Here is a 20,288-nt window from a genome sequence, read left to right as displayed (position 1 = left end):
GGCCCTACAGATGCAAGCAACCAAAGGCGACCACCTGCTGGTACACGGCAGGATCGTCGGGCAGCACGACCGGGTCGCGGAAGTCATCGAGGTACTCGGACAGCAGGGGAATCCCCCCTACCGCGTCCGCTTCGAGGACGGCCACGAGGCCCTGATGTCGCCCGGCCCCGACTGCGTGGTCCAGCACAAGGACACCGCCCGCTGACACAGGCTCTGAGTCAGCGCGGGGGCTTCACCGGCTTCTGGTAGTGGTCGGCGACCACGCGTGCCATGGCGCCGATCTTGTCCTCGCCCACTTCCCGGGCCGAGAAGAAGACGTGCCCGCGCACCTCTGGGTGATCCTTGGCGAAGGTGAGGTGCTTGGACAGCTCGGCCGCGTCCTGCCAGGCCGCGGGCTGCGCCGGATCGCCGGCCTTGTAGAGCGCCTCGCCCACGTACAGCTTCGTCCCGCTGCCGCGCGCGACCTCCGACCACCAGGGGATCAGCTTCGCGTAGTCGGCGGCGGCGAAGCCGATGTTCCAGTAGATCTGCGGGCAGATGTAGTCGATCCAGTTCTCCCGGACCCACTTCCTGGTGTCGGCGTGCAGGTCGTCGTACGTCTGCACGCCCGCCTTGGTGTCCGAGCCCTCCGAGTCGGTCGCGATGTTGCGCCACACCCCGAACGGGCTGATCCCGAACTGCGTACCCGGCCGGATCTTCTTGATCCTGGCCGCCGTCTCGCGCACCAGCTTGTCGATGTTGTCCCGCCGCCAGGCGGCCCGGTCGGTGAAGCCCCCGCCGTGCGCCGCGAACGCCGCGTCGTCGTCGAAGACCTGCCCCGCGACCGGATACGGGTAGAAGTAGTCGTCCCAGTGCACGGCGTCCACGGCGTACTTCTGCACCGCGTCCAGCATCGCGTCCTGGACGAAGGCGCGGACCTCGGGCAGGCCGGGGTTGTAGTAGAGCTTCCCGCCGTACGTCACGACCCAGTCGGGGTTCTTGCGGGCCGGGTGCGAGGCGACGAGCTTCGTCGGGTCGGCGTGGTTGGCGATGCGGTACGGGTTGAACCAGGCGTGCAGTTCCAGACCGCGTGCGTGGGCCTCCTTGACCGCGGTGCCCAGCGGGTCCCACCCGGGGTCCTGGCCCTGGACACCGGTGAGGGACTGCGACCAGGGCTCGTACGGCGAGGGCCACAGGGCGTCGGCCGTGGGGCGCACCTGGAAGATCACCGCGTTCAGCCGGCGCTTCACCGCCGTGTCCAGATGCGTGAGCAGTTCGGCGCGCTGCTGGGACACGGTCAGCCCGGCCTTCGACGGCCAGTCGCGGTTCGCGACGGTCGCCAGCCACATGCCGCGCAGCGCGCCACTCGCGTGCCGGCGCTTCGGTTCCCCGCCGGCCATCGCGACGCCCGCCGCCGTGCCGCCCCCCACCACGAGGGTCGACAGCGCGGTCACCGCGAACGCCCGGCGTGACATTCGTGGTTTCCGGTGCATCCTCATACCTCCATGTGCCGTGTGCGGGCCCGGTCGCGGTCCGCTTGCGGGACAGCGTGTCATGCGGTACCCGGACAATTGATCACCGGCCGCCGAAGGTAACGTGCAGGTTTGGAGCAGGCGCCGGCCAACGGAGACCTGCGAAGGCCCGATAGCAGGCGAAAGAGGACGAAGTGACGGACACCTGGGGCGATATCGCGCGCGTCGGAGTGGTGGGCTGCGGCCAGATGGGAGCGGGCATCGCCGAGGTGTGTGCCCGTGCGGGCCTGGACGTGAAGGTCGCCGAGACCACCGGCGAGGCGTTGGAGATCGGCCGCACCCGGCTCTACAACTCGCTCTCCAAGGCGGCCGAGCGCGGCAAGATCTCCGCCGAGGAGCACGACGCCACCCAGGCGCGACTCAGCTTCACCACCGACCTCGGCGAGTTCTCCGACCGCGACCTGGTGATCGAGGCGGTCGTCGAGAACGAGCAGGTGAAGACCGAGATCTTCCAGGTACTCGACCAGGTGGTGACCCGGCAGGACGCGATCCTCGCCTCCAACACCTCCTCGATCCCGCTGGTGAAGCTCGCCGTCGCCACGTCCCGCCCCGACCAGGTGATAGGCATCCACTTCTTCAACCCGGCCCCGGTGCAGAAGCTCGTCGAGCTGATCCCGGCGCTCACCACCTCCGAGGGCACCATCAGCCGGGCGCAGGCGCTGGTCGAGAAGATCCTCGGCAAGCACGCGATCCGCGCCCAGGACCGCTCGGGCTTCGTGGTCAACGCGCTGCTGATCCCGTATCTGCTCTCCGCGATCCGGATGTTCGAGTCCGGCATGGCCAGCCGCGAGGACATCGACAACGGCATGGAGCTGGGCTGCGCCCACCCGATGGGCCCGCTCAAGCTGTCCGACCTGATCGGCCTGGACACGGTCGCCTCGGTCGCGTTCTCGATGTACGAAGAATATAAAGAGCCGCTCTACGCCGCTCCCCCGCTGCTCCAGCGCATGGTCGACGCGGGCCGGCTGGGCCGGAAGTCGGGCTCGGGCTTCTACACGTACCCCTAGCGGCACCCCCGTCCTGACTACGTTCCGTACATCTCAGGCCGGACACGGGCCCGGCTCTCTTCCGAGGGCCGGGCCCGTGGCATTCACACACTGTGTGCGCGCTGGGCTCGCATATGCCCCTCGCACACTCTCCCCACGCGTCCACCAGGCGAGTTGACTTTCCGTGCGCATGTAAGGGATGTGACGACTACGGAAAGGAGCGGACTCGTGACCGCCGACCCGGATCATCCCGTGGTCCATGGGGAACTCGCAGAGTTACGTCGCCGCCTCGATGTGACGTATGCCCACGTCGAGGGAGGACTGGCTCTGCTCAGTCACCGCGCCGAACAGACCGCCAAGGATGTCGACGACCTGAGCGCACGGGTCGTCGCCTTGGAGCACACCCGCTGGCCGCTGCGCGCGGTCGCGGTCGTCACGGCCGTGGGCGCACTCGCCGTGGCGGTCTGGCAGGCTCTGGGCCACTAGGTCCCAGGACGCATGGGGGGAATCTCAGGGCACGGCGTCCTGCCCGAGCCTCAGATGGTGCAGGAGGAGCAGCGCGGCTGCCATGTTGGCGGCCGGGACCTCGCCGTGGGCGACCATGTCGGGGACGAGCTTGAGGGGAACCCATTCCCGACGGTCCGACTCGAAGTCGTCCACGGGGTGTCCGATGTACGCGCCTTCGTCGGCCCAGTAGATGTGGTGCCGGGCGTCGGTGAGCCCGTTGGACGGCTCGACGCTCATCAGATGCCGCAGGGGTCCCGGTCGCCAACCGGTCTCCTCCTCCAGTTCGCGGGCCGCCGCGACGGCGATGTCCTCGCCGTCCTCGACGACGCCCGCCGCGAGCTCCCATCCCCAGCTGTCGGTGATGAAGCGGTGCCGCCACAGGAGGAGCACCTCATTTGCCTCATTCACCACAGTGGCCACGGCGACGGGCCGCAGCCGTATTAAAAAGTGATCGAGGTGCCGACCGTCCGGCAGCTCGACATCTGCGAGATTGACGCTGAACCAGCGGTTTGCGTACACAGTTTGTTCGTTCTGTTTCGTCCACTGCACGGTTCTGCCACCTTCCGCCGAGTAGATGGCAATATCGCAGCAGGAGCGTCCGCACAGCAGGCTCGCGACGGCCGCTCAGCGCAGCGGTAGGCGCAGTGTTCCGCACCACGGAGGGCTCGGGGCCCCCGGCAGTGGACGGGGCGTGACCCCGCGGGGTTCCCCGGGGCTCTTCCCGGAGTTCCCCCGCAAGCTCGTCCTAGAGCGGTACGCGCAGTGCCCCGTCGATGAGTTCGGCGGCCTCGGCCGTGCCCGCGCAGCCACTGGCCACCAGATGTTCGCGTACCGCCCGCAGTCTGTCGCGCAACCGCTGGGACTCCATCCCCCGGGCCTGCTCCGCCATTTGAACCGCCGTGACCACCGCCTTGTCGGCGTTGCCCTGGCGCAGTTCGATCTGGCTGAGCATCCCGAGCCGGTGCACCCTGCCCCGGTCGTGCGCCGGATTGTCCACGGCGGCCGCGGCGTGCTCCCGCGCGGCGGACAGGTCACCGAGGCTCAACAGTGCCTCCGCCACCTGCACATTGACCAGGCCCGGCTGGACATAGCCGGTCTCGTCAGGTTCGTACCCACGACGGATGCGGTCGGCGGCCTGTTCGGCACGCCGGATGCAGGACAGCGCGCTGCTGCCGTCGCCTAGGTGCGCGTACGCCTTGGCCTGCATCGCGTAGAGGTCCGACGCGAGCGCCGGAGTGATCTGCCGTCCGGCGGCGCGCAGCGCGGCCTCGGCGAAGGCGACGGCCTGCCGGTGCTCGCGCATGAACAGGGCCTGGTTGACGAGCAGCGCGATGACATACGCGCCAAGTCCTCTGTCACCACTGGCCTTCGCCAGACGCAGCGCCTGGTGGAAGTAGCGCTGGGCCAGACCGTGCGCGTCGGAGTCGTACGCGCAGATGCCCGCGATCGCCACCAACCCGCCGGTGGCCCGGTGGAGTTGGCGGCCGGTGGCGTCGGTGTAGCTGCCCCGCAGCAGCGGCGCCGTCTCGGCGTTGAGGAAGCCGACGATGCGGGTGCGGGTCGCGATGCCGCCGGCCTTGCGGTACATCTGCTCGTAGTGGGCGCGGGCGGAACGCAGCATCTCGATGTCGGACATGCTCACGCGGTGCCGGCCGCCGCGCGAGACGTCCACGTCCTCGGGCGGGTTCTCCCACTCCCACACGGGCATCACGGCGGGCGTCCCGGTGACGGCGGGGGCGCCGAGGATGTGCGGGCGCTGCTGTTCGTCGCAGCGCCACAGCGCGGTGGCACGCTCGACGAACCCGGAGAGCGTCGTACCGTGCGGAGCGGCCGGTTCGCCCGGGACGCCGAGGCCGATGTCGTCGAGCGTGACGGGCCGTTGGAGCCGGTTGGCGAGCACCTCGCAGATCATGTCGGGCACCTGGCCGCGCGGCCGCTGGCCCTTCAACCACCGCGCCACAGCGGTGTGTTCGTACCGAAGTGCGAGGCCACGGGCCCGCCCCGCCTGGTTCACATGGGCCGCGAGTCCGGAGTGCGAGATCCCGGCCTCGTCGAGGATCGCGTCGAGCAGGGTGTTGGGCTGCATGGATCCTCCGGTGGCTCGGTGCCGACGGTGCTGTTCAACGTAGCGCCAACCTGTTCACACGGGGTGTGAACGGAGTGCTCGAATCCGCACCGTGTGCGCGCTGTCGCAGAGAGTTCCGGACCGGTTGACTGAGATGCCTCGTAAAGAGGCCGGCCGGGCCGCCGGCTCCCCCTCGTACAGTGCGGCGGCCCGTTCCCGCGCCGTCCGCCCAGCCGCCTGCCCGACACTCCGTGGCGGGGCGGACGGTTCGCTCCGCTGGTTGGGCCGGGGAACTGCGGGTTCGTTGGCTGGCTGCGGGTCGCTCGTGGCTGGTCGCGCAGTTCCCCGCGCCCCTTAGGTCTTACGGGGCGCGGCCGATCACGTGGGGTACAGGTTCTACGTGGGGTACCGGTTCGCCCTGTTGCATCGGTACGCGGGCTCGGTCGTTTCGGAGTACGAGTATGGCTACGTCGTCGGTGGGAAGTCCGCCCGCGTGGCGCAGTAGTTGGGCGAAGACCGAGCGGAGTACGGCCTGGGGTGAGAGCGGCTGGGTGCGGACGGCCTCGGTGAGTGCGGCGGGCAGCGGGAAGAACCGGCCACGGCTGTCGCGGGCGTCCTCGGCTCCGTCGGTGTGCAGGAACAGTGCCTCGCCGGGCAGCAGTTGACCGCAGTCGGCGGTTGTCAGCTCGGCCGGGAGCGGGAACGGCCCGAGCGGAGGCAGGGGTTCGGTCTGGGCCAGTGGTTCGGCCCGGCCGCCGCTCAGCACATACGGCCAGGGATGACCGCAGTTGAGGGCGTGCACCTCGCCGTCGCGGCGGATCTCCAGGAGCAGCACGGTGACGAAGTCCTCGGCGACCGGGCTGTCCGGGTCCAGTCCCGACGAAGGATGTTCGGCCTTCGCCCGCTCTCGCAGATGCCGGGCCAGAGCACGCTCCAGCCTGCGCAGCACGCCGGGGAGTTCGGCCTCGTCGTGAACGGCCTCGCGGAAGCTCCCGAGGACGGCGGCGACGGTCCCGATGGCGGCGAGCCCGTGCCCGCGGACGTCGCCCATCACGACCCGTACGCCGTGCTCGGTGCCGATCACCTCGTACAGGTCGCCGCCGACAGTGGCCCCGCGGTCCGCCGAGAACTGTGCCGCGGCCACGTTCAGCCCGTCGATCCGCGGCGGGAGCGGCCGCAGGAGGACACCCTGGGCGGCGACCGCGACCTTGCGGATCTGCCGGAGCTCCCGCAGCGGCCCACGTCTGACATGCAGTATCAGACCCGTACCGACCGCGAAGAAGACCGCGCAGGTGACGATCCGGGCGCCGAGCCCGTTCTGCTGGGCGAGCGGACAGGTGAGTTTGTACGCGACCGCCGCCGCGCCCCACACCGTGGGGAGCCCCATTTCGAGCACCCGGCGCAGCCGCCGGCGGTCCCGGCCGAGGCGTCTGGCCTCGCCGCGACCGAGCCTGCGGGCGATGTTTTTCCGCCATCGTGTCCGGTGGTTCACCCGGGGCCTGGCCCGGCGGGGCGCCCCAGCCTTGGTATCGATCATGCCGATGGCCCCCCTAAGGCCCTGTTCAGCGCGCAGGCACCGGCCACTTCGGCCGGATCGATTCTGTCGATCGCATGCCCCGATCGGACCAGATCGCCCGCACTTGTCACCCAAAAGAGTGAGGTGACTACTGACGGCCACAAGGGAGCGCCCCTTCAAGGGGCGCGGGGAACTGCGCGCCCAGCCACGACGCACCCGCAGCAGAACAACGGCCCACAGTTCCCCGGCACCACCAGCGGAGCTAGCCCCGCAGAACGGCCCCCACCCGCTCGCCCGCGAGGGCAACCGCCGCGTCACGAGCCGCGGAGGCCTCATCCACGGTCAGCGTGCGATCGTCGGCACGGAACCGCAGCGCGTACGCCAGGGACTTTTTGCCCTCGCCGAGCTGCTCGCCCTCGTAGACGTCGAACAGCCGGATGGACTCGAGGAGTTCACCCGCGCCCTCGCGCAGGGCCGCCTCGACGTCCGCGTGCGGGACGGACTTGTCGACGACCAGCGCGACGTCCTGCGTGGCGACCGGGAAGGCGGAGATGCGCGGCGCCCCGAGGACGCCCGTACCCGCCTGCTCCAGGATGTCGAGCTCGACCTCCATGGCGCAGCTGCGCTCCGGAAGGTGCAGCGCCTTGATGACGCGCGGGTGCAGCTCACCGGCGTGCCCGACGAGGGTCTCCTCGCCGTTCACCGCGACGTACAGCGCGGCGCAGCGGCCCGGGTGCCAGGGAGCGTGCTGGTCACTGCGCACGGTCAGCTCGACACCGGCTTCGCCGGCGACGATACGAGCGGCCTCGACGGCGTCCGCCCAGTCGGCGGGACGGCCCTTGCCCCACCAGCCGGCCTGCTCGCGGGCGCCCGCGAGGACGACGGCGGCGCGCCGCGGCTGACGCGGCAGCGCGGAGTCGACCCCGGCGACCTCCTCGTCGGTGGGGCGCCGGTCGACGGGCAGCCGCTCGGCCTTGTGCTCCTGGCCGGTCGGCCGGAAGACCAGGCCGGTCTCGAAGAGCGCCAGGTCGTGCGAGCCCCGGCCGTCGTTGCGCCGCAGTGCGCCGAGCAGTCCCGGCAGCAGTGTGGTGCGCATCGCCGGCTCTTCGTCGGAGAGCGGGTTGACCAGCTTGACCATGGTGCGGCGCGGGTCGTCGGCCTCGATGCCGAGCTGGTCGAGGACCTCGGTCCCGATGAACGGGTAGTTCAGCGCCTCGACATACCCGGCACCGGCCAGCGCGCGGCCGACCCGCCGGTGCAGCCGCTGGCGCTCGGTCAGGCCCAGGCCCGCCGGAGGCTTGGGCAGGGTCGAGGGCAGGTTCTCGTAACCCTCAAGCCGGATGACCTCTTCGGCCAGGTCGTTCGGGTCCGTCAGGTCGGGCCGCCAGGACGGCACGGTGACGATCAGCTCGTCCTGCCCGTAGACGTCGCAGCCGACCTGCTGGAGGCGGCGTACGACGGTCTCGCGGCCGTAGTCGACGCCCGCGACCTTGTCCGGGTGGTTCGCCGGGATGGTGATGGTGTGCGGCGCGGAGGGCGCGATGACCTCGGTGACGCCGGCGTCGGCGGAGCCGCCCGCGAGCAGCACCAGCAGGTCGACCGTGCGCTGGGCGGCGGCGGACGCGGCCTCCGGGTCGACGCCGCGCTCGAAGCGCTTGGACGCCTCGGAGGCCAGCTTGTGGCGGCGGGCCGTGCGCGCGATGGAGATCGCGTCGAAGTGCGCGGCCTCGATCACGACATCGGTGGTGCCGGCCTCGACCGCGTGATCCGCGATCTCCGTGTCGGCGCCGCCCATGACACCCGCGAGGCCGATCGGCCCGCGGTCGTCGGTGATCACCAGGTCCTCGGCGTCCAGCGTGCGCTTGGCGCCGTCGAGGGTGGTGAGGTTCTCCCCCGGCTCGGCCCGGCGCACGCCGATGGTGCCCTGGATGCGGGAGCGGTCGTACGCGTGCAGGGGCTGACCGAGCTCCAGCATCACGTAGTTGGTGACGTCGACGGCGAGCGAGATCGGGCGCATGCCCGCCTTCTGGAGGCGGCGCCGCAGCCAGATCGGCGAGCGTGCTTCGGGCGACAGGCCCGTGACGGTGCGCGCGGTGAAGCGGTCGCAGCCCTGCGGGTCGGAGACCCGCACCGGGTGGCCGAACGCGTTCGGACCCGGCACGTCGAGCAGCGCCGGGTCGCGCAGCGGCAGGCCGTAGGCGGTGGCGGCCTCGCGGGCCACGCCGCGCATCGACAGGGCGTAGCCGCGGTCGGGCGTGACGGCGATGTCGAGGACCTCGTCGACGAGTTGGAGCAGCTCGACGGCGTCGGTGCCGACCTCGTACTCGGGCGGCAGCACGATGATGCCGTGCGTGCCGTCGTCGCCCATGCCCAGCTCGTCGGCGGAGCAGATCATGCCGTGCGAGGTCTTGCCGTACGTCTTGCGCGCGGCGATCGCGAAGTCGCCGGGCAGCACCGCGCCCGGCAGGACCACGACGACCTTGTCGCCGACGGCGAAGTTGCGGGCGCCGCAGACGATCTCCTGGGGCTCACCGGTGCCGTTGGCCTGACCCACGTCGACCGTGCAGAAGCGGATGGGCTTCTTGAAGCCCTCCAGCTCCTCGATGGTCAGCACCTTGCCGACGACGAGCGGCCCCTTGAGGCCGGCGCCGAGCTGCTCGACGGTCTCGACCTCCAGGCCTGCCGAAATGAGCTTGGCCTGGACGTCGCGCCCGGTCTCCGTCGCCGGCAGGTCGACGTACTCCCGCAGCCAAGAAAGCGGGACCCGCATCAGATCTCCATCCCGAACGGCCGGGTGAACCGGACGTCACCCTCGACCATGTCTCGCATGTCTTCGACGTTGTGGCGGAACATCAGCATCCGTTCGATGCCGAACCCGAAGGCGAATCCGCTGTACTTCTCCGGGTCCACACCGCAGGCGGTCAGCACCCGCGGGTTGACCATGCCGCAGCCGCCGAGCTCGATCCAGCCCTCGCTGGAGCAGGTGCGGCAGGAGCGGTCGGGGTTGCCGACGGACTCGCCCTTGCAGACGTAGCAGAGCATGTCCATCTCGGCGGACGGCTCCGTGAACGGGAAGTAGTTCGGGCGCAGCCGGGTCTTCATGTCCGCGCCGAAGAGCGAGCGGACCATGTGGTCCAGGGTGCCCTTCAGGTCGGCCATGGTCAGGCCCTCGTCGACGGCCAGCAGCTCGATCTGGTGGAAGACCGGGGTGTGCGTGGCGTCCAGCTCGTCGGTGCGGTACACGCGGCCGGGGCACACCACGTAGACGGGCGGCTCCCGGTCGAGGAGCGCGCGGGCCTGCACGGGCGAGGTGTGCGTACGCAGGACGACACCGGACTCGCCGTCACTGTCGGCACCCTCAGGACCCGGAGTGCCCTGGACGAAGAAGGTGTCCTGCATCTGCCGGGCCGGGTGGTCCGGGCCGAAGTTCAGGGCGTCGAAGTTGAACCACTCCGCCTCGACCTCGGGGCCCTCGGCGATCTCGTACCCCATGGACACGAAGACGTCCGCGACCCGCTCCATCATGGTGGTCAGCGGGTGCCGGGCGCCGGCCGGTACGCGGTCGTAGGGCAGTGTGACGTCCACCGCCTCCTCGACCAGCACCCGGGTGTCGCGCTCGGCCTCCAGCTCGGCCTGGCGGGCGGCGAGGGCCTTGTTCACGGCGCCGCGGGCCTGGCCGACGCGCTTGCCTGCCTCGGCCTTGGCGTGCGGGGGCAGGGCGCCGATCTCGCGGTTGGCGAGGGCCAGCGGCGAGGTGCCGCCGGTGTGGGCGACCTTGGCCTCCTGGAGCGCGTCGAGGTCACCGGCGGCGGCGAAGGCGGCGAGCGCCTCGTCCCGCATGCGCTCGATCTCTTCCGGTTTCAGTGCCTCGACCTCAACAGGGTCGTACGACTTGTTCGGTGCCGACATCTCTTCCCGTGCTTCCGATTGGTTGGCCAGAGGTCCCCGTCGCGACTCGGGGGACGCATCGTCCCTGAAACGGGGACGCAAAGGTGCCAAAGGCCGAGTCTAACGGGGGTGAGGTGGACGAATGCGCCCGCGGGCGGCGCCGGCCGGGGCGGGCCGGGCTCAGGCCAGATAGGCCGGGGTGCCCACGGGCAGCGTAAATCGGAACTGCGCGCCGCCCTCGGGGGCGCGGCCGACCGTGATGGTGCCGCCGTGGGCTTCGACGATGCCCTTGACGATGTACAGCCCGAGGCCGGTGCCGCCGCGCTTGCTGCCCCGCCAGAAGCGGGTGAAGACGCGGTTCATGGACTCCTCCGGGATGCCGGGGCCCTCGTCGCTCACCGTGACCGACGTGCCGGCGTCCTCCGCTTCGCGGGGTGACGGCGCGGGCTCTACGTCGATGGTGACGGTTCCCTCGCCGTGCCGCACCGCATTTTCCAGCAGGTTGCTGAGCACCTGGTCGACCTTGTCGGGGTCGGCCCACAGGGCGGGCAGCGGCTGGCCGATGCGCAGCAGGAAGCGGTCGGCGGACTGGCCGGAAGCCACGTACGCCTGGATGTGGCGGCCGACGGCGGCCCCTATGTCGACGGGCTGGCGGCGCAGTTCGAGGCGCCCGGAGTCGATGCGGGAGATGTCGAGGAGCTCGGCGATGAGACGTGTCACGCGGTTGGCGTCGGCGTCCACCGTCTCCAGCATGAGCTTCTTCTGGTCGTCGGTGAACCGTTCCCACTTGGCGAGCAGCGTCGCCGTGAAGCCCTTGACGGAGGTGAGCGGCGAGCGCAGTTCGTGGGCGACCGTGGCGATCAGCTCGGCGTGGCTGCGCTCGGTGCGACGGCGGGCCTCGGTGTCGCGCAGCGAGACGACGACGCGGCGGATGGGCCCGGTGGGCCGGGTGCGTACATAGCGCGCGGTGACCAGCACCTCCCGCCCGCCGGGGAGCAGCAGATTGCGCTCGGGCTGTCCGACCCGGATCGCGAGGCCGCCGTACGGGTCGGTGATCTGCCACCAGCGGCGGCCTTCGAGGTCCTCTAACGGCAGGGCCCGGTCGAGCTGTCGGCCGAGGGCGTCGGCGGCGGGGGTGGCTGTGATCCGGACGGCCGCGGCGTTGAAGCAGATCACGCGGCCGTGCTCGTCGGCGATCACGAGTCCGTCGGGCAGGTCGTCGGGGTCGATGCCGAGCTCGGCGAGATCACCGTGCCGGGGCGCGGACGCGCTCCGCACGTCGTGTGCACGCAGTGCGCTCTTCGCACCGCTCGTGCCGACACTCATCCCCGTACCCCACCTCTCGTCTGGCGCAGAGGCCCCCGAGCCCGTCACCCTACTAGCTGGGAGTGACGGAACGGACCCCCTCAGGAACCAGCACCGCGGGCACGCTGTGCACGAGCCGACGCGTAGAGACATACGGCGGCGGCCGTCGCGAGGTTCAGGCTTTCGGCCCTCCCGTGAATCGGTACGCGCACGACGGCGTCCGCCAGCGCGCGGGTCTCCTCCGGGAGCCCCCACGCCTCGTTACCGAACACCCAGGCGGTCGGCCCGCCCATGGTCCCCTTGTCGAGCTCGTCGTCCAGGTCGTCGTCCCCGGCGCCGTCGGCGGCGAGGATGCGCACACCGGCGTCCTTCAGGCCCCGCACGGCCTCCTCCACGGGTACGCCCGTGGCGACGGGCAGATGGAACAGCGAACCGACCGAGGCCCTTACGGCCTTGGGGTTGTAGAGGTCGACGGACGCGTCGGTGAGGACGACGGCGTCGGCTCCCGCGGCGTCGGCGCAGCGCAGCACGGTCCCGGCGTTCCCGGGGTCCCGCACATGCGCCAGCACGGCGACCAGCCTGGGCTCCGCCTTGAGGATGTCCTCGAACGGGGTGTCCAGGAACCGGCAGATCCCGACCAGGCCCTGCGGGGTGACGGTCGTCGAGATGTCCGCGATCACGTCGTCGGCGGCGAGGTGCAGGCGGGCCCCGGCGGCACGGGCCTCGCCCACGATGTCGGCGTACCGCTCCGCGGCGTCGAGGGTCGCGAACAGTTCCACGAGGGTCGGGCCGCTCCCGGTGCGATGCCCGGCGGCCTCCCGCACGGCCTGCGGCCCCTCCGCGAGGAACAGCCGTTCCTTCCCCCGGAAACTCCGCTTGGCGAGCCGCCGCGCGGCGCTGACGCGCGGCGAACGGGAGGAGATCAACTCGGGGGCGGCGGACATCGGTTCACCTTTGGTTCACGGGTGGGGCAAGTCATTCCGCTGGTTCACGGGAGGGGTGAGTCAGGCCGCTGTCGCACAGGGCTGGGCGACTCGTTCCGCTGGTTCACGGGTGGGGCGAGTCATTCCGCTGTCGCACGGGGCTGAGCGACTCGTTCCGCTGGTTCACGGGTGGGGTCAGTCATTCCGCTGCCGCACGGATCTGGGCGATTCGTTCGGCTGCTTCACGGGTGGGGCGAGTCATTCCGCTGTCGCACGGGGCTGAGCGACTCGTTCCGCTGGTTCACGGGTGGGGCAAGTCATTCCGCTGTCGCACGGGGCTGGGCGACTCGTTCGGCTGGGGCCACGGGGCCGGCGTACCTGATTTCCGCTGGGTTCACGGGGCCGGGCCCCTGATTTCCGCCGCGGCGGCGCTCAGCCACGACGACGGATTCCGGCGGTGCCACACCAGCCATACCGACCGAAGGCAGCGAAAACACACGTGGACCCGTAAGCCAAAAGGCAAACGGGTCCACAGCTAGATCCGGCCAAGGCCAGCGCCAGCGTCACGCAGCCTTGGGCGCGTTGACGTCCGACGGCAGAGCCTTCTGCGCGACCTCGACGAGCGCGGCGAACGCGTTGGCGTCGTTGACGGCCAGCTCGGCGAGGATCTTGCGGTCGACCTCGATGTTCGCGGCCTTCAGACCCTGGATGAGGCGGTTGTACGTCATGCCGTTCTGGCGGGCCGCAGCGTTGATGCGCTGGATCCACAGCTGACGGAAGTCACCCTTGCGCTTCTTGCGGTCGTTGTAGTTGTAGACCAGCGAGTGGGTGACCTGCTCCTTGGCCTTGCGGTACAGGCGCGAACGCTGACCGCGGTAGCCGGAGGCCGCCTCGAGGATCGCCCGGCGCTTCTTGTGGGCGTTGACTGCCCGCTTGACGCGTGCCACTTTTAACTCCTTGTAGCGGGGCCGTGGTGGGACTCACACGGCCCGAAATCGATTGGGTCCCGGTCAGAGATCAGGCGCGCGGTGCGCACCCGACATCACTTGCCGAGAAGCTTCTTGATCTTCTTGGCGTCGCCCGGGGCCATCTCGGCGTTGCCGGTGAGGCGGCGCGTCAGGCGCGACGACTTGTGCTCGAGCAGGTGGCGCTTGCCGGCGCGCTCACGGAGCACCTTGCCGGAGCCGGTGATCTTGAAGCGCTTGCTGGCACCGCTGTGCGACTTGTTCTTCGGCATAGCGCCGTTCTCTCCTCGTCAGTGGCGTTCCTGTGCCCGGTCGTGAAACCGGGCACAACGGAACGTCATATGTATCGGTCGGCGTCCCCGGACTCGCGTTCGGGAACCCCCTTGGACTGCCGTCCCGGGATCAGGCTTCGGCGGGAGCCTCGGCCGGGGCCTCGGCGATCTCGGCGTCGTCGACGTCCCCGTCGGGGATGTCGTCGTCCGCGTGGTTCTGCGACTTGCCGGGGTTGGCCTTCGCTTCCGCCTTGCGGGCCGCCTGAGCCTCACGGGCCTCGGCCATCGCCTCGGTCTTCTTCTTGTGCGGGCCGAGAACCATGATCATGTTTCGGCCGTCCTGCTTCGGGTTCGACTCGATGAACCCGAGGTCCTGCACGTCCTCCGCAAGGCGCTGCAGCAGTCGGTAGCCGAGCTCCGGCCGGGACTGCTCGCGACCACGGAACATGATCGTGATCTTGACCTTGTCGCCCTGCTTGAGGAACCGGACGACGTGACCCTTTTTGGTGTCGTAGTCGTGCGGGTCGATCTTCGGCCGGAGCTTCATCTCCTTGATGACCGTGTGCGCCTGGTTCTTGCGCGCCTCACGGGCCTTCATGGCCGACTCGTACTTGAACTTGCCGTAGTCCATGAGCTTGCAGACCGGCGGACGCGCAGTCGCGGCCACCTCGACCAGGTCGAGGTCGTACTCCTGCGCAAGCTCCAGGGCCTTGGCAAGCGGGACAATCCCGACCTGCTCGCCGCTGGGACCGACAAGTCGCACCTCGGGAACGCGAATCCGGTCGTTGATGCGGGGCTCGGCGCTGATGGATCCTCCTCGGATAGCACCACACGGCTGCCTGGCAGACAGCTCGCGTACGTCTGTTTCACTGGGACCAACCACCGCGGCACATGAAAAATGCCCCGGACGGATCGCAGGCGGGGCTCCAAGGACTACCGGAGCACCGCCGCGGTGGCCCGCGGGGCGCATATCCAGCGACTCCATCGTCCGTACGGAACGATGGTGGCCGCCTGACCGGGTGACCCGCCGTCCCGGAGGATGGTCGGGTGGGAGATCGGAGCCTCCACTTGCGGGCCGGGCACAGGAGTGTCCGGCCGGTCGTTACACAAGGTTAGCAGCTCCCCGGGGGTGGTGCGAATCGTCGTGCACCGGGGCCTATCGTGTGGGGCATGAGTGACACCCCTCCTGAGACCCCCGACTTCGACGCCATGACCCGCGACATCGCGGAGGTCCCCGCGGTCGAGGTCCTCGTGACGGTCGCCGTCAACCTGATGAGCGCCGCCGCCGTGAAGCTCGGTCTGACCGAGGAGGGCGACAAGTACAAGGACCTCGACGAGGCGCGCAAGCTGGTGCACGCGCTGGCCGGGCTCCTCGACGCGTCCGCGACCGAGATCAGCTCCTTCCACGCCGCGCCGCTGCGCGACGGCCTGAAGTCGCTCCAGCTGGCGTTCCGCGAGGCCTCGATCGTCCCGGACGAGCCGGGCCAGGGCCCGGGCGAGAAGTACACGGGGCCGGTCTTCGGCTGACCCCTCTTACTTACTGGTTATTACTGGCGCCCTGTTACGGGTGCCTTCCTACTGGCGTACGAACAGGGGCTCGCCCGGTGGCGTCGCCTCGGCCGGCAGAAGTGCCAGGTCGAGGCCGCGGACCAGGCGGGCCCGCAGTGTTTCGTCGGCGGCCAGCCGCTGGGCGAGCGCGCGGGTGGTCTCGGCCGGGGCGGCGGACGGGTCCAGTACGAGGGCGAGGGTGCCGTCCGCCCGGCCAGGCCCGAGGTGGGCGCGGCGCACCAGGGGCTCGGCGGTCACCGCGGCGCGTACCGCGTCGACCACGGCGGGATCGGCCAGCGGGTCCGTCGTCGTACGTCCCTCGGCGAGCGCCAGCAGCGCCGGGCCCGTCAGCTCGTACGGGACCGGACCTGCCAGGTCGAGCACGACCGTGTCGGCCTTCTCGTGGGCGGCGGCCTGGAGGGCCTGGTGCAGGGGTACGGCGACAGGGCGGGCCGCCGGGTCCCAGCGGGCCAGCGACGCGGTGGAGGTGAAGGCGGGCAGTGCGGTGCGGTTCCCGGCCTTGAGGGTGGGGACGGCCATGTCGCTGGTCTTCTCGCGGCGCAGCCCGTTCTCGTCCTCCTCGACCTCACCGAGGACAGCCACGACGGGGACGAGGAGCCGCGCGTCTTTGAGCGCGGCGAGGACGGGACCGTGTGCGGACCGGTCCTCGGCCCAGGCCGCCAGCGCCGCGCTCAGCCGGGGGTCGGCGGAGCCGTCGTCGTCGGAGAAGCCGGGGTCGGGGATGTTCTTGTTCGCCACGGTCACCGACCCTATCGGTGAGGGGCGCAGGCCCTGTCCGTGGGCCACTCGCGTGCTTTGTGCGCCCCGGAAACGTGCCGTTCACGAGTTTCACAGATTGCCCGGTGATTCCTGACGCGCTTCTAACACGCAGCTAATCAGACGCACAGTGGCGGGGCCCACGATCGCGCCATGGACCCGGACTCGGACCCCACCAGAGCTTCCCGGCGCAGCGAGTACCGTCCGCCCCGCCGCAGGCTGCTCCTCTACGCCGGGCTGGCCTCCGTCGTCCTGGTCGGTGCCACAGCCTCGGGCACCGCGTACGTGAAGGCGCAGGCGCACGACGCCGACGAGCTCGTATCCTCCTCACCGTCGCCCACTCCGAGCGTGGCGGCGGCCGAACCGACGGAGGTGCAGGTGGAACCCGCGACGGCACCCTCGGTGGACCGGGACGCGCTGCTGGCCGCGGCCATGAAGTCCGTGACCGTCGAGCACGGTGCGGACGTGGCGGTGGCGGTGCTGGATGTCGAGTCGGGTGACAACGCGGCGTACGGGGACGGGGCGTTCGACACCGCGAGCATCGTGAAGGTCGACATCCTGGCCGCGCTGCTGCTCCAGGCGCAGGACGCGGGCAGGTATCTGTCGGCGCAGGAGAAGGCGTACGCCACCGCGATGATCCAGAACAGCGACAACGCGTCCGCGACGGCGCTGTGGTACGCGATCGGTCAGGCGCGGGGCCTGCGGGCGGCGAACGAACGTTTCGGGCTCGGACACACCGAGGGCGGGGACGGCGCGCTGTGGGGACTGACACAGACCACGGCCGCCGATCAACTCGCCTTGCTCCGGCAGGTGTTCGGGGACGAGTCGGAGCTGAGTGAGGCCTCTCGGACGTATCTGCGGGGGCTCATGGGGGACATCGCCGCGGGCCAGGACTGGGGGGTGTCGGCCGCGGGCGCCCCGTTCGCCCTGAAGAACGGCTGGTTGCCGCGTACCGCGACCGGGCTGTGGGACATCAACAGCATCGGACGGGTGACCGTGCACGGCCGCGAGTACCTTGTGGCGGCGTTGTCCGACGGCAACTCCACGAAGGAGAACGGGATTTCGCTGGTGGAGGCGGCGGTGAAGGTGGCGGTGGCGTCGCTCGGGAACGCCTGAGCGTGCCTCTTGAGCGCGCCTCTCAAGGGATGTCGGGTCGGCGTGGTCTGCGGCTGTTGCGCCACAGGACGGTCGCCGCCACCAGGAGTACGCCGCCCAGGCTTCCCGCCAGGGGGCCCGCCCAGGCGGTCGTGCTCTTGTCGTCCTCCGGGGTGTCCGGGCCCGGGCCGAAGTACTTGTCGCCGTAGGCCGCCGCGCTGAGCCCCTCCGGCTTGAGCTTGGCGCCCGCTTTGATCGCTGCCTCGGGGTCGACGAAGCCGAAGCCGCGGGAGTCGTCGCGGCCGCCGGCCGGGGCGTCGCTGGCGGTGTCCTCCAGGAGCTGTTTGATCTGGGCCGGGGACAGGCCCGGGTGGGCCGCCCTGACGAGAGCGACCGCGCCGGAGACGAAGGCCGAGGCGGCGCTGGTGCCCCAGCCCTCGTAGTACTCGCGGTCCGGGTCGGCGATGACGACGTCGACGCCGGGCGCGCTGACGGTGGCGTACCAGCGGCGGGTGGAGAACGAGGCGCGGGTGCCGTACTTGTCGACGGCGGTGGCGGCTATGACGCCCGGGTACGCCGCCGGGTACGAGATGTGGTCGCCCTTCTCGCCGCCGTTGCCGGCCGAGGCGACGACGACGGAGCCCTTCTTCAGGGCGTACTGGACGGCGGCGTCCTCGGAGGCCTCGGGGTGGGCGGACTTAGAGTCGTCGCCGAGGGAGAGGTTGATGACGTCGGCGCCGTTGTCGGCGGCCCAGCGGATGCCTTCGGCGAGGGCGTTGCCGCGGGTGTTGCGGGCCTTGCCGCGGGCGGAGTCGCCGTCTTCGAGGATCACGCGGACGGGGAGGATCTTCGCCTCCGGGGCGATGCCCATGACGCCGTCGGCATTGCCGGGGCCGTGTCCGTGGCCCGCGATGATGCCCGCCATCGCCGTGCCGTGCCGGGCCCAGGCGCGGTCGCCCCGGCCGGCGCCGAAGCCGACCAGGTCCTTGCCGTTGAGCACGTTGCCCGCCAGGTCCGGGTGTTCGGCGTCGACGCCCGTGTCGAGGACGGCGACGGTGATGCCCTCGCCCTCCGTCGTACGCCAGGCCTCCCGCGTGTTCATCGCGGCCAGCGCCCACTGCTGGCCGCGGATGCCGTCGGCGGCGTGGGCCGTGGTGGCGGGCAGGAGGGCGAGTGTGGCGGCCAGCAGCGCGGCCAGGGCTCCGGCTCTGCGGGAGACCGTGCGCGAGGGCGTACGGGTGCCCGTGCCGCTGGTCGTGTGAGTGGTGCGGGGGCCGGATCTGCGGGTCATGACGGCTTCTCCGTGGCCGAGTTGACGGTCTTGCGGAGGCTTCGCTCGACGCGGTCGGCGAGGCCCTGCGCGTCGTGGCCGAGGCCGGCCTGCGCGGGGGGCGTGCCGGCGTCGGTCTTCATCGCCTCCTCGGCGGGCTGCGGGTCGGTGACGGCACGGCCGTCCGCGAAGCCGGAGACCGCGTAGACGACGACCGGGGCGTCGGTCAGGACCGACACCGTCCACGACGCCCGCTGGTCGTCGCCGAACCCGGCGGCGGCGCTGTCCTTCGGGGCGTACGGGCGGGGCATGAGATCGCGCCGCCGGTCGAGACCCTGCGCCGTGAACCGGCTGTTCAGGGCGCTCATCGCCGCCGAGTCCGCCTTGGTGAACAGCAGGCCGACGGTGGTGACGTGGCTGCGGGTCGCGTCCGTGTAGGTCGCGCGCAGCAGGCGCAGGCAGCCCACGGGGGTGAGGACCTTGCGCAGAAGCGGGTCGAAGGCGTCCTCGCAGCCACTGGCCGGGGCCACGGCGACCCGGATCCACGTACGGTCGGCGCCGCCTGGTCCCGCGCCCTCGCCCTTGACGGTCGGCGGGAAGAGTTCGTCCACGGGGATGCTGTGCCACAGGTCCCCGGCCGCCGTGAAGGCGTCCCGCGCCCCGGGCGCTCCATCGTTGTCCCCGGTGAGCCAACTCCCCGTCACCGCACCGCCGATGAGCCCGAGTCCCAGTACGACACAGGCCGCGGCGGCCGCGACCCGGGGCCGGATCCGGGTGCCCCCGGCGGACGGGCGGGCGGCGTCGGGGTCGTACGTGTCCGGGGGCGCGAGGGAGACGAAGGGACGGTGGACAGGGGCGCCGCCCAGCCTCAGGTCCTCGTCTTCGGCGAGGTGTCGGGGGAGGCCCGAGGAGCCCGAGGAGTGTGTCGCCGGAGCCGCCGGGGCCACGCCGGGTGGTGGCGCGGTGGGTGGCGTGGTGACGGCGGTGCGTGTCGCGGAGGGGGCGGCCGGGATGGGCCGGAGCCGCCTCGTGGTCTCCGACAGGCTCTCCCAGGACTCGCCGACGCGCCGCGTGGCGGCGGGAGGCACGGTGCCCGGCCGGGGCTGCGGCACGAACGAGCGCTCCCCGGCCCTCGGCATGGGCGCCCTCGGCGGGCGCTCCGCGGCGCCTGACCGGGGTGGCGTGAGCGGGCGCTCCGGGGCACCCGGCCCCGGCGGGGCGAAGGGCCGCTCGGGCGTACCGGAGCCCGGCCGCTCCTGGACGTTGCCGGTGGTCGCCCTCGGCGGGCGTTCCGTGGCGCCGGGCCCGGACTGTGCGCCCGGGCGCTCCGCGGCCCCTGACCGGGGTGGCGTGAGCGGGCGCTCCGGGGCGTTCGCCCTCGGCGGGACGAAGGGCCGCTCCGGCGTACCGGAGCCGGGCCGCTCCTGGACGTTGCCGGTGGTCGCCCTCGGCTCGGTGCCGGGCCGGGGCGGAACCCCCGTCCCCGGGGCCCCGGTCCTCGTGCTCGCCTGCGGCTCCGCGGCCGGACGCGGCGGGGTGCCCGCCGGGCCGGCGCTCCTCGTACCTATCCCCGGCCCGGCCGGGGGGCGGGGCGGGGCGCCGGTGTCCGCGGGGCTCCGCACCGGGGTACGCGACGCGGTCGCCGGACGCGGCGGGGTGC

The 20,288-nt window shown here is 71.3% G+C and carries 18 protein-coding genes and 2 pseudogenes; 6 read left to right on the top strand and 14 right to left on the bottom strand.

Features of this window, described 5'->3' with window-relative positions:
- Positions 1-10 precede the first annotated feature (10 nt).
- Complete coding sequence (locus AB0I18_RS36930) at positions 11-205, top strand: DUF1918 domain-containing protein (RefSeq protein WP_363110068.1); 195 nt, start codon at positions 11-13, stop codon at positions 203-205.
- Between the two features lie 13 nt (positions 206-218).
- Here AB0I18_RS36930 and AB0I18_RS36925 read toward each other — a convergent pair whose 3' ends face one another.
- On the bottom strand, positions 219-1,454 hold the full coding sequence (locus tag AB0I18_RS36925) for a family 10 glycosylhydrolase (protein WP_363110067.1): 1,236 nt from the start codon (positions 1,452-1,454) through the stop codon (positions 219-221).
- A 191-nt stretch (positions 1,455-1,645) separates the two neighbouring features.
- Here AB0I18_RS36925 and AB0I18_RS36920 point away from each other — a divergent pair, with 191 nt between their 5' ends.
- The gene (locus AB0I18_RS36920) at positions 1,646-2,518 is read left to right on the top strand and encodes a 3-hydroxybutyryl-CoA dehydrogenase (RefSeq protein WP_363110066.1); all 873 of its coding nucleotides are present in this window, start codon (positions 1,646-1,648) and stop codon (positions 2,516-2,518) included.
- Between the two features lie 207 nt (positions 2,519-2,725).
- Positions 2,726-2,983 (top strand): hypothetical protein, encoded by a 258-nt coding sequence (locus AB0I18_RS36915; protein WP_363110065.1) that lies wholly within the window; start codon positions 2,726-2,728, stop codon positions 2,981-2,983.
- Between the two features lie 24 nt (positions 2,984-3,007).
- Here AB0I18_RS36915 and AB0I18_RS36910 read toward each other — a convergent pair whose 3' ends face one another.
- The 10 genes and pseudogenes from AB0I18_RS36910 to infC all read right to left on the bottom strand — a co-directional run bounded on the left by AB0I18_RS36910 (position 3,008) and on the right by infC (position 14,771).
- The gene (locus tag AB0I18_RS36910; protein ID WP_363110064.1) at positions 3,008-3,553 is read right to left on the bottom strand and encodes an NUDIX hydrolase; all 546 of its coding nucleotides are present in this window, start codon (positions 3,551-3,553) and stop codon (positions 3,008-3,010) included.
- A gap of 196 nt (positions 3,554-3,749) precedes the next feature.
- The gene (locus AB0I18_RS36905; protein WP_363110063.1) at positions 3,750-5,090 is read right to left on the bottom strand and encodes a transcriptional regulator; all 1,341 of its coding nucleotides are present in this window, start codon (positions 5,088-5,090) and stop codon (positions 3,750-3,752) included.
- 340 nt (positions 5,091-5,430) lie between these two features.
- Positions 5,431-6,456, bottom strand: coding sequence for a PP2C family protein-serine/threonine phosphatase (locus AB0I18_RS36900; protein WP_363110091.1), 1,026 nt, complete (start codon positions 6,454-6,456; stop codon positions 5,431-5,433).
- Between the two features lie 391 nt (positions 6,457-6,847).
- A complete protein-coding gene (gene pheT, locus AB0I18_RS36895; protein ID WP_363110062.1) occupies positions 6,848-9,355 on the bottom strand; it encodes a phenylalanine--tRNA ligase subunit beta in 2,508 nt (835 codons plus the stop codon).
- Positions 9,355-10,494 (bottom strand): phenylalanine--tRNA ligase subunit alpha, encoded by a 1,140-nt coding sequence (gene pheS / locus AB0I18_RS36890; protein ID WP_363110061.1) that lies wholly within the window; start codon positions 10,492-10,494, stop codon positions 9,355-9,357. The genes pheT and pheS overlap by 1 nt, the downstream gene beginning before the upstream one ends.
- Before the next feature lie 159 nt (positions 10,495-10,653).
- Entirely contained in the window at positions 10,654-11,799 is a 1,146-nt protein-coding gene (locus AB0I18_RS36885) for an ATP-binding protein (RefSeq protein WP_363110060.1), read from the bottom strand.
- Positions 11,800-11,879: 80 nt separating this feature from the next.
- Positions 11,880-12,722: an RNA methyltransferase gene (locus AB0I18_RS36880; RefSeq protein WP_363110059.1), complete on the bottom strand. Its 843-nt coding sequence runs from the start codon at positions 12,720-12,722 to the stop codon at positions 11,880-11,882.
- Between the two features lie 542 nt (positions 12,723-13,264).
- Positions 13,265-13,648, bottom strand: a complete 384-nt coding sequence (gene rplT / locus AB0I18_RS36875) for a 50S ribosomal protein L20 (protein WP_003970214.1) — start codon at positions 13,646-13,648, stop codon at positions 13,265-13,267.
- Positions 13,649-13,743: 95 nt separating this feature from the next.
- Complete coding sequence (gene rpmI / locus AB0I18_RS36870; protein ID WP_003947156.1) at positions 13,744-13,938, bottom strand: 50S ribosomal protein L35; 195 nt, start codon at positions 13,936-13,938, stop codon at positions 13,744-13,746.
- Positions 13,939-14,068: 130 nt separating this feature from the next.
- A pseudogene (gene infC / locus AB0I18_RS36865) lies at positions 14,069-14,771 on the bottom strand (translation initiation factor IF-3).
- A gap of 337 nt (positions 14,772-15,108) precedes the next feature.
- On the opposite strand from infC, the gene AB0I18_RS36860 reads away from it, so the two are divergent.
- Positions 15,109-15,465 (top strand): DUF1844 domain-containing protein, encoded by a 357-nt coding sequence (locus tag AB0I18_RS36860; RefSeq protein WP_363110058.1) that lies wholly within the window; start codon positions 15,109-15,111, stop codon positions 15,463-15,465.
- Positions 15,466-15,513: 48 nt separating this feature from the next.
- Here AB0I18_RS36860 and AB0I18_RS36855 read toward each other — a convergent pair whose 3' ends face one another.
- A complete protein-coding gene (locus tag AB0I18_RS36855; RefSeq protein ID WP_363110057.1) occupies positions 15,514-16,245 on the bottom strand; it encodes an SseB family protein in 732 nt (243 codons plus the stop codon).
- Between the two features lie 171 nt (positions 16,246-16,416).
- On the opposite strand from AB0I18_RS36855, the gene AB0I18_RS36850 reads away from it, so the two are divergent.
- Positions 16,417-17,379, top strand: a complete 963-nt coding sequence (locus AB0I18_RS36850; protein WP_363110056.1) for a serine hydrolase — start codon at positions 16,417-16,419, stop codon at positions 17,377-17,379.
- 22 nt (positions 17,380-17,401) lie between these two features.
- Here AB0I18_RS36850 and mycP read toward each other — a convergent pair whose 3' ends face one another.
- Both mycP and AB0I18_RS36840 read right to left on the bottom strand, forming a co-directional pair.
- Positions 17,402-18,649: a type VII secretion-associated serine protease mycosin gene (mycP, locus tag AB0I18_RS36845; protein WP_363110055.1), complete on the bottom strand. Its 1,248-nt coding sequence runs from the start codon at positions 18,647-18,649 to the stop codon at positions 17,402-17,404.
- Positions 18,646-19,740, bottom strand: a complete 1,095-nt coding sequence (locus tag AB0I18_RS36840; RefSeq protein WP_363110054.1) for a hypothetical protein — start codon at positions 19,738-19,740, stop codon at positions 18,646-18,648. Before AB0I18_RS36840 ends, mycP begins: the two co-directional genes overlap by 4 nt.
- Between AB0I18_RS36840 and AB0I18_RS36835 the strand changes: the two are divergent.
- Positions 19,718-20,288 (top strand): annotated as a pseudogene (locus tag AB0I18_RS36835) (hypothetical protein); the annotation flags it as partial. The gene AB0I18_RS36840 and the pseudogene AB0I18_RS36835 overlap by 23 nt on opposite strands.

The organism is Streptomyces sp. NPDC050704, from assembly GCF_040654355.1.
GTDB lineage: Bacteria > Actinomycetota > Actinomycetes > Streptomycetales > Streptomycetaceae > Streptomyces.
Note: the sequence above shows the minus strand (reverse complement) of the source record. Positions and strands in the feature narration are given on the sequence as shown.

Excerpts from the sequence above, each read along its gene's own strand:
- AB0I18_RS36930 (WP_363110068.1), top strand. The coding sequence starts at position 11 with ATGCAAGCAACCAAAGGCGACCACCTGCTGGTACACGGCAGGATCGTC.
- AB0I18_RS36925 (WP_363110067.1), bottom strand. The coding sequence starts at position 1,454 with ATGTCACGCCGGGCGTTCGCGGTGACCGCGCTGTCGACCCTCGTGGTG.
- AB0I18_RS36905 (WP_363110063.1), bottom strand. The coding sequence starts at position 5,090 with ATGCAGCCCAACACCCTGCTCGACGCGATCCTCGACGAGGCCGGGATC.
- AB0I18_RS36900 (WP_363110091.1), bottom strand. The coding sequence starts at position 6,456 with ATGGGGCTCCCCACGGTGTGGGGCGCGGCGGCGGTCGCGTACAAACTC.
- pheT (WP_363110062.1), bottom strand. The coding sequence starts at position 9,355 with ATGCGGGTCCCGCTTTCTTGGCTGCGGGAGTACGTCGACCTGCCGGCG.
- pheS (WP_363110061.1), bottom strand. The coding sequence starts at position 10,494 with ATGTCGGCACCGAACAAGTCGTACGACCCTGTTGAGGTCGAGGCACTG.
- AB0I18_RS36885 (WP_363110060.1), bottom strand. The coding sequence starts at position 11,799 with ATGAGTGTCGGCACGAGCGGTGCGAAGAGCGCACTGCGTGCACACGAC.
- AB0I18_RS36880 (WP_363110059.1), bottom strand. The coding sequence starts at position 12,722 with ATGTCCGCCGCCCCCGAGTTGATCTCCTCCCGTTCGCCGCGCGTCAGC.
- rpmI (WP_003947156.1), bottom strand. The coding sequence starts at position 13,938 with ATGCCGAAGAACAAGTCGCACAGCGGTGCCAGCAAGCGCTTCAAGATC.
- AB0I18_RS36860 (WP_363110058.1), top strand. The coding sequence starts at position 15,109 with ATGAGTGACACCCCTCCTGAGACCCCCGACTTCGACGCCATGACCCGC.
- AB0I18_RS36850 (WP_363110056.1), top strand. The coding sequence starts at position 16,417 with ATGGACCCGGACTCGGACCCCACCAGAGCTTCCCGGCGCAGCGAGTAC.
- mycP (WP_363110055.1), bottom strand. The coding sequence starts at position 18,649 with ATGACCCGCAGATCCGGCCCCCGCACCACTCACACGACCAGCGGCACG.